The sequence below is a fragment of the Flavobacterium cyanobacteriorum genome (assembly GCF_002251835.1).
GTDB lineage: Bacteria > Bacteroidota > Bacteroidia > Flavobacteriales > Flavobacteriaceae > Flavobacterium > Flavobacterium cyanobacteriorum.
Genome location: NZ_NOXV01000178.1, coordinates 1 through 7,276 on the forward strand (window position 1 = coordinate 1; position 7,276 = coordinate 7,276).

6 protein-coding genes are annotated in these 7,276 nt (G+C 40.4%); 5 read left to right on the top strand and 1 reads right to left on the bottom strand.

Annotated features, from left to right (window positions below):
* Window positions 1-51: 51 nt before the first annotated feature.
* Entirely contained in the window at window positions 52-396 is a 345-nt protein-coding gene (locus CHU92_RS03355) for a hypothetical protein (protein ID WP_094412597.1), read from the top strand.
* A gap of 843 nt (window positions 397-1,239) precedes the next feature.
* On the opposite strand, the gene CHU92_RS03365 is transcribed toward CHU92_RS03355, so the two are convergent.
* A complete protein-coding gene (locus CHU92_RS03365) occupies window positions 1,240-4,656 on the bottom strand; it encodes a hypothetical protein (RefSeq protein WP_094412601.1) in 3,417 nt (1,138 codons plus the stop codon).
* A 159-nt stretch (window positions 4,657-4,815) separates the two neighbouring features.
* Here CHU92_RS03365 and CHU92_RS03370 point away from each other — a divergent pair, with 159 nt between their 5' ends.
* From CHU92_RS03370 to CHU92_RS03385, 4 genes are all read left to right on the top strand, one after another.
* Window positions 4,816-5,538 (top strand): hypothetical protein, encoded by a 723-nt coding sequence (locus CHU92_RS03370; RefSeq protein WP_094412603.1) that lies wholly within the window; start codon window positions 4,816-4,818, stop codon window positions 5,536-5,538.
* Window positions 5,539-6,025: 487 nt separating this feature from the next.
* The gene (locus CHU92_RS03375) at window positions 6,026-6,412 is read left to right on the top strand and encodes a hypothetical protein (RefSeq protein ID WP_094412605.1); all 387 of its coding nucleotides are present in this window, start codon (window positions 6,026-6,028) and stop codon (window positions 6,410-6,412) included.
* Between the two features lie 26 nt (window positions 6,413-6,438).
* Complete coding sequence (locus CHU92_RS03380) at window positions 6,439-6,858, top strand: hypothetical protein (RefSeq protein WP_094412607.1); 420 nt, start codon at window positions 6,439-6,441, stop codon at window positions 6,856-6,858.
* A gap of 1 nt (window position 6,859) precedes the next feature.
* Entirely contained in the window at window positions 6,860-7,237 is a 378-nt protein-coding gene (locus CHU92_RS03385) for a hypothetical protein (RefSeq protein WP_094412609.1), read from the top strand.
* Window positions 7,238-7,276: the final 39 nt, after the last annotated feature.

Genomic DNA, 7,276 nt, shown 5'->3' on the forward strand with positions numbered 1-7,276 from the left:
CGCACTAAAGAAATTTAATAAAATAAAAGTTTAAACCACTTCGTTATTATTATGAGTAAATTATATCTATTTAAATGCCTTTTATTAGTTCAAACCATAGGACTATTTACATACACTTTAATAGTGTTTGAAAGAGAAGGCTCAGATTTGTTTAGTGTTTTTATCAATAACATCTTATCGGTGAGTTGGTCAGGTCAATTTAACCTTGATTTTTTGTGCTATTTATCTCTTTCAGGCTTGTGGATAATGTGGAGAAATAAATTTAATTCAAAAGCAATTATTGTAGGTATTTTGGCAATGATTTTAGGGATTATCTTTTTTGCGCCATATCTAATTTTTCTAATTTCAAAGGAAAACGGGGATTTAAAGGCATTCCTAATTGGGGACAGGCAATAAATTTAGTACCCTTAAATTTAGGCTGTAAGATGTTGGTTTAAAGTTTTTTACCTTTATAAAAATGTATATGGGCTTCTCGAAATGTGATTCTGAACATAATGTAATGAAATTGTAAAGTTTCAAGTAGATGATAGACACTATGTTGTTTATTCGCCATAAGCCTTGCGAAGTGGTTTAGCGAAGCGAATAGCAAAATGCCTGTTTAAGCATTCTTGAGGAGCCCCTTTTTTTATCCAATGTGCATTTTTACTTCTGAATTGAAGCTATTTATATGTCTTTATGAATTTTAAGAAATGTTGTGCCGTGTCGCAATATCTAAAGCCCCTGTGATTATGAAATCTAATACTATTTCTTTTAATAAGGTCTTATTGGTTAATGGTGCCGGAGTCATGTTTAGTGACAGGGTGATTTTACCCGCATACAGTTCGGTAACCCCAATTTATTTTGATAAACTCAAATCACTTAAGATGAGCAGGCACAGAAGCATTATTGTCAATATATTAAGTTTGATTTTTTCTGCACTTTTATGTATTGCCGCAATTATGCTTAGCAGTACCGCGTTAGAACAAGTCTTTTCCTTTTCATATTCACTAATATTCCTTTTTTTGGGGATTTTTTATAAAAATGTTAGTTATAAAATATGGCTGACCTACAGTGATTATTCTTTAAAAGAGATAAGGATTAAGAGGCACCTGAAAGAGGATACTAAGAATATGGTTAACAGCATTAATAAACTTCTGCGAAATAATAAATAAACAAGTACATTATTCTACTGCTGTGTACATTACGTTATAGAACCAAGGCAGGATAATGGATCAAGGTAAACTGTAATATTGTAAAACTTTAAAAATAAGCCCGTAGCTGCACACTGCCGGTATGTATGGCCTTGCTGGTTTCGCTTTTGCGCCCCTGGTAGTTTATGTTTATATCGAGATACTGGGTAAGGTTTTTTTGCAGCAGCAGGCGCCATGTAAGGTTTTCGCCGGCCTGCAGCCCTTCGAGCATCTGGTAAGCAGCGGGTGAAAGCTGGTTTCCTGCAAAAACATTTTTATAATATGAAAACTCACCATTTGCAGTAAATTGTTTCTCTGAGGCATAGTTAAATGAGGTGCCTATGCGCTGCTGGTTCAGCTTCTCAAGCCCGCCAATGCTGTTCCTGCTGTTCCGGTATTCATAAAAAACATCCCAACTCGCATTTTTAGAAAAAATATAGGATATTTTAGGCGATAAAATATAGCTGTCAATCAGGTAATTGCGGCTATCGTAGTTGTCCGACACAGATTCTGTTTCCAGCGTCTGCGCATTAAAACTGAAAAGCCACAGCTTTTGCACCAGGTGCGCATACTGCAGCTGGTGGGTATTGTTCCTGTTGTCCTGCGAGCCGATATTGAGCAGCGTACGCCCCATGTTGCGTATGTAAGTATAGGTCACGGAATGATCCTGCTTGCCACGGTTATAGAACAGGCTGTTGCGCAGGCTGGAAGTAAGCCCTAACAGGTCTTCACCGGAATATGAAAATGGGTTCAGGTCAAAGTTGCCGCTGTTGCGCCTAATCTTCCTCTCAATGAGGAACGATGACTGGTTATAAAAATAAGATATGAATTTTTTGAAACCTTTTTTATTTTGCCATTGCAGTGGGTTGAGCGTTAACGACTGCGAAAATTTATTCTGGTGTGTACGCACAAATACCTGGTTCGGCAAAAACACGCGTACATATTTAGCCTGGTCAGGAAAAGGCGCTATTTCAAATTCCTGCAATTCCTGCACGCCATTGCCATTATAGTCGTTCCAGGTATAGACACCCTGGCCCGCCTCTACTTCCAGATAGGTAAATTCCTGCTGTGCTATGGCCCCTGAAGTGGTTTCATAAGCTGTGGTGACCTGCACCAGCTGATTCCAGTAGCGGTCGTTATACAGGAGCCTGGAATTTAGCGAAGGCTCATTTTTAACAGCAGGATCTTCAAATTTGAGGTTACGGTAGTTTACAAAAAGGGACAGGTCGCTTTTATCTGTTTGTAACAGGCGCGACTTCAGGTAGTAGGAACGCGAAGTATTTACTTTTTGCAGTAATCCGTTCACAAGGCTGTCATTTGCCCGCCGCAGGTAGCCTATTTCTACAAAAACTTTTGTGCTGTCGCCACGTCCGGTAAAGGCGCCATACTCGGTGAAACGCTGGCTTAAGGCGGAGTAAAGACCCGACTCCTTAAGCCTTTCTCTGTTGTCTTCGAGGCGTACGGTGGCACCAACCCAATTCTTGCCAAAATGATATTTTGCGAGGGCTTCATTACGTATAAACTCCGATGTGGCATAGTTGCTGTCACTGTTGAGCCAGCTACCCCTGTCCTGTATTAAAAGGCCATTGTAATTATAGCGGGCATCAGCTACATGCCTTAGGCCGGAAAAGCTGCCGGAAAACTCCAGGTTCTCAATCTGGTAGTTCAGGATACCTTTTTGCGGTAGCTTCAATGCGGTGCCGGCAACCAGGTAGCTCTGGTTACCACCCGCAGTTGTAATACCGTTAAGGTTCCAGTCACGGTTAAACTCTATGTTAAAAAGCCTTTCTACCGTGCGGAACTCTTTTTGTATGTATTGATAATTTGCAAATACATCGGCTTCAAACCCTGTTCCGGTGTACAGCCTTTGTTTGGCATTGATTTTTCCTGCAAGCCCCCTGTTATCGCCATCATCAAACGGCGAATAAAGGTTAAGGTCGTTATTGCTGATGCCACCCTCAAAGTCAATAAGTGTTTTTTCATTCGGGTTATATTTGGCCAGTACTGTAGCAATCTGTAGTTTGGTGGGCGGTATAAGCCGTATTACCGGCTCATAATTCCCCTGCGGTATACCATCAACCGGAGCTACATATTCATATATTCGCCCTACAGCAGCCGCGTTGGCTAAAATATAATTGCCCTGGTTATTCCCTACAAGGCTGAAACGTACGTTGTACAGTTCCTCAGCAGGGTCATTAGAATATTCAAATATGTAGGTGCCCCCTACAAGCACGCGCCTGTATAGCACCTTATTATCAGAGTAAGTATCCCTGTATGCAGAAGGCGCTGTCATATTATTAATATTATCCCCTGCCTGCTGCAGCACGCTTACTTGTTCGGGCGAAAGGCTTTGTTGCAAGGGCTGGTTTTTAATGTCACTTTCAGAATATACAAACCCCCCGATGCTCCAGGTTTTTGCTTCATGTGTGACACCCCCATAGCCTACAAAACGGGTATAGCTTCTTTCCGCATACTGGTATTCAATGGTAATACGCATCTCTGAAGTGATGGGAAAAAGTGAAGTGAAAATGACCTCACCGGCATTATAATCTATGATGTAGTCATTATTCTCCCCGCGCTCCAGCAGTATGCCGTTCACAAACACACGTTCAGAACCCGATATCACCAGAATATACAGCTCATTATTGGGGCCGCGCAGTTTGTATGGCCCCTGGTTCCCTTCCTGGCCTATGAAGGTACTGCGTGCATATTGCCCCCGTACAATGGCACCGGCACCGAACAGGGTCGTTTTGGCCTCTTTGCCAAAAGATACCACTGTTGAGACGCCCTGCACTTTTTTATTGAAGTTAAGAAAACTTGACTGCCTGTTTTCAAGGAAAAGGTCGCCGGCACGGATACTCCAGTTTTTACTGAAAAGTTCCATGAATATCTGGTCAAATTCATCAAGCTTTTGCGAGTAGCCACCTTCCTGCAGCGGAATGTTGCTGTCCTGTATGGATGCCCTGAGGCTAACAGTTTCAGACAGCCTGCCGGTTATCTGGAGGTCCAGGTTAGAGTTGACCACAGCGTTTTGGTTATTCCCCACGGTTATCCCCCGGGTTATGCTTCCGGATGTAGTGAGCCCGTCAAACGGACGAAAAGTATTTAGCGGGTTGCGGTTTACCTTGTAAAGGTTAGTTGTACCGCTTTCATTGCTCACAATGCGGCTTTCATCGTAAATGCTGTATTTCCGTGTAAGATAATCAGGATAGCTGAGATAGCGCATGGTAAGTGTATCCGTCATGGTGTACCCATTCCGGAATATAAGCCTGCTTTTACGGAAGTCAACGCTGTAATAAGTGGTGTCGATATCGTTCCCCAGGCGGTCCTGCAGCCTGAAAAATACCTGGTTGATGCTTACGCTGTCAATCTGTATGGTGTCCTGCGCCGGGGCAATTTTGCGGGTTTTGTAAGGCGTAATTATTTCCTGCCCGTAAAGCACGGAAACACAACACATAAGCACCGGTAAGAACACTTTATTAAACATCACAGCACTATAACTCCAAAACGGCAAAAGTAGTGTATTATGCTTTAACACCCGTAAGTTAAAAATATTACTGCCACACCTTAAAGTTTAACATCTGTTAGCGGTTATTTTTTTAGCTAAATACTTAATTTTAATGCTGTTGAATAAAATTATTGAAAAATGTTGCCGGAAAAAACAAATCTTGTTGACGAACTGCTTAAAAAGCGAAGGAAAACGATACGTGAAGAGGAACTGCTGGCTGCAGTAAAAGCTATACTTACTGCCGATGAAGAGCACCGCGAGGCCATAAGGCAGCGCATAGGGGAAAATAATGGCGATGAAGGCTTCAACAAATTTAATTTTGACCTGCTGGAAACCGACAGGATATTCCATATCAGCCAGATAAAAGCTACGTGTATTGATTACAGGCTTCGTTTTCTTGACAGCAGCCTTTTTAAAAGCTACGTACCCGATGAGGCCGTGTCCCGGATTAAATCACTTGAAAAGGCACACGATACGGTTCTTAGCGGCTTTAAGATAATGGCGCCGTCAAAACAGTTCCACCTTAAAAACTATGATGACCCGCTGTTATTTGCTCCCATAGGTAATGATTATTATTACCTTATATACAAGTGGGGTAATGACCTGAGCCCATTCCGCAAGCTGCTGGTACGCCCGTTCCGCGATTTTGGAAGCCTGTTGGTATTTCTGGTAGCGGTAAGCGTACTGCTCACACTGGCTGTATCAGGCAAATCGGTTCATGGCGTGGCACAGGACACTTTTTTACTGCTCATGTTCCTGTTCATATTTAAATCGGTATGCGGGGTTGCGCTTTACTATTGTTTCTGGAAAGGCAAAAACTTCAATACCGCCATATGGGACAGCGAATATTATAACCGGTAACTGCTTTCAAAATAACTACGCAGCCAGGTGACAAAGCCGGCTGAAACAGGCAGCATGACCCTCTATCCATGGTGAGCGGCATCCTCCCCGCCGCTCCGGATGTTGTTATTTTTGGGCGTGTCCCTGCGGGCCGGGCTTTTTGCTGCAAGTCCTCATTCCGCTGCGCTGCTTTACGGGCTTTCCGCTACAATCCCTCACGCACATACACACAGTGGATATATTGCCATAGTTACAAAGAGTCCAAAGGCTTTTAACCTTTGGACTTTAATTCATTTCGTATTTTAATTTTTTTTTGGTAAAGATCAGGTGTTTTATTTGTCATGCGGCTTTATAAAATACGAAAGCTGTAATCTGCCATAAGCCTTTATTATTTAATTATTTATAAATTAGTAAGAAATATCCCCCGCATTAAAACTTTCATATATTTTTGTGTTACAAGCAACCCTATGACAAAAGAAACGCTCAATCATAATATAAATTTAGAAACATGAAAACAATCAAAATTCTATTCCTATTCGTAGGGATGTTAGTAAGTAGTGCAGTGAGTGCGCAAGAGTTTAATAAAAAAGACATCAACGGTATGTGGAAACGATCAGACGGACTGATTATAACCATCTCAGGTGTTGGAACATTTTCCGAAGGAGGAAACGCATTAGTCTTTGGCGTAGGCAACAGCGGATGGAGCCAAACTTGTGCAAAGCGTTGTTTTAAATTTAGAGAAATTCAATATGAAGGCGACAACGAATGGAGTGCCAAAAATAAAATGTACATGCCAACTGGTGATTACACCAAAGATGATGGAACAGTAACGATCGTATTAGAAGATGATAAAAAAAGTTTTACAGCAGGCGGATACACTTATTATAAATATTAATTCTTAACACTTAAATTTTTAAAACAATGAAAACAAATCTTAAAAAATCAATTGCCTTACTTGTTCTATGCTTTACAGCAATGGCGTTTAACCAAGTACAAGCACAAACCAAATACGGTTTTGCTACATTTGAAAAATTTGACACGGAAAAGGAAACGTATTATTTGGTCATTTCAGATCCTGTAAAAAATTGGTTTAGCAGTTTGTCTAAACAAGAACGAGAAGACTGGCAAACTGATTTTAGAACCTCAGCAAATAGACAAGCTGGCTTTGAATTAATGCCGAGTTACGATAAACCAGTACCCTATAACGGCGAGTATGAGAAATTCTCTTCTTTGTCTGATTGTAAAGCATCGATTCAAGACGTTGTAAATGAGTTTAAAAAGAAAAAAGGAGGTTATGATAAACCTGTAAAAGTAATCTATGTGAACTTGAACCGTTATTAACATGAAAACACTAAAAACACTTTTTCTATTCCTAGCATTGGTGTGTGCTGGAAATAGTTTTGGGCAAACGGAAGAGGAAAATCAGCAAATAAATTTTCAAGAGTTTGGTTTAGTCGCCTATCTAACGGATTTAAAGATAAATTCTGAAATTAAAATGAAGAAATTAGTAGATAATCCTCAATATAAATTTCAAACTGATGAAGCTAGGGAAATTGACCTTAATTATAATGAACTGAAAATCAATATTGATATTCTGATAAATCAAATATCGGCAGATATGAGCCAAAAAAATAGTTTAAGATTGTATCGACGATTAAACAACTTTTACAAGTATAGAAAACCACTGCCATCTAAATATTTGTACTATGAAAAACTTTAGTACACGACAAAAAATATAATTGATTAAAAATCAATAAAA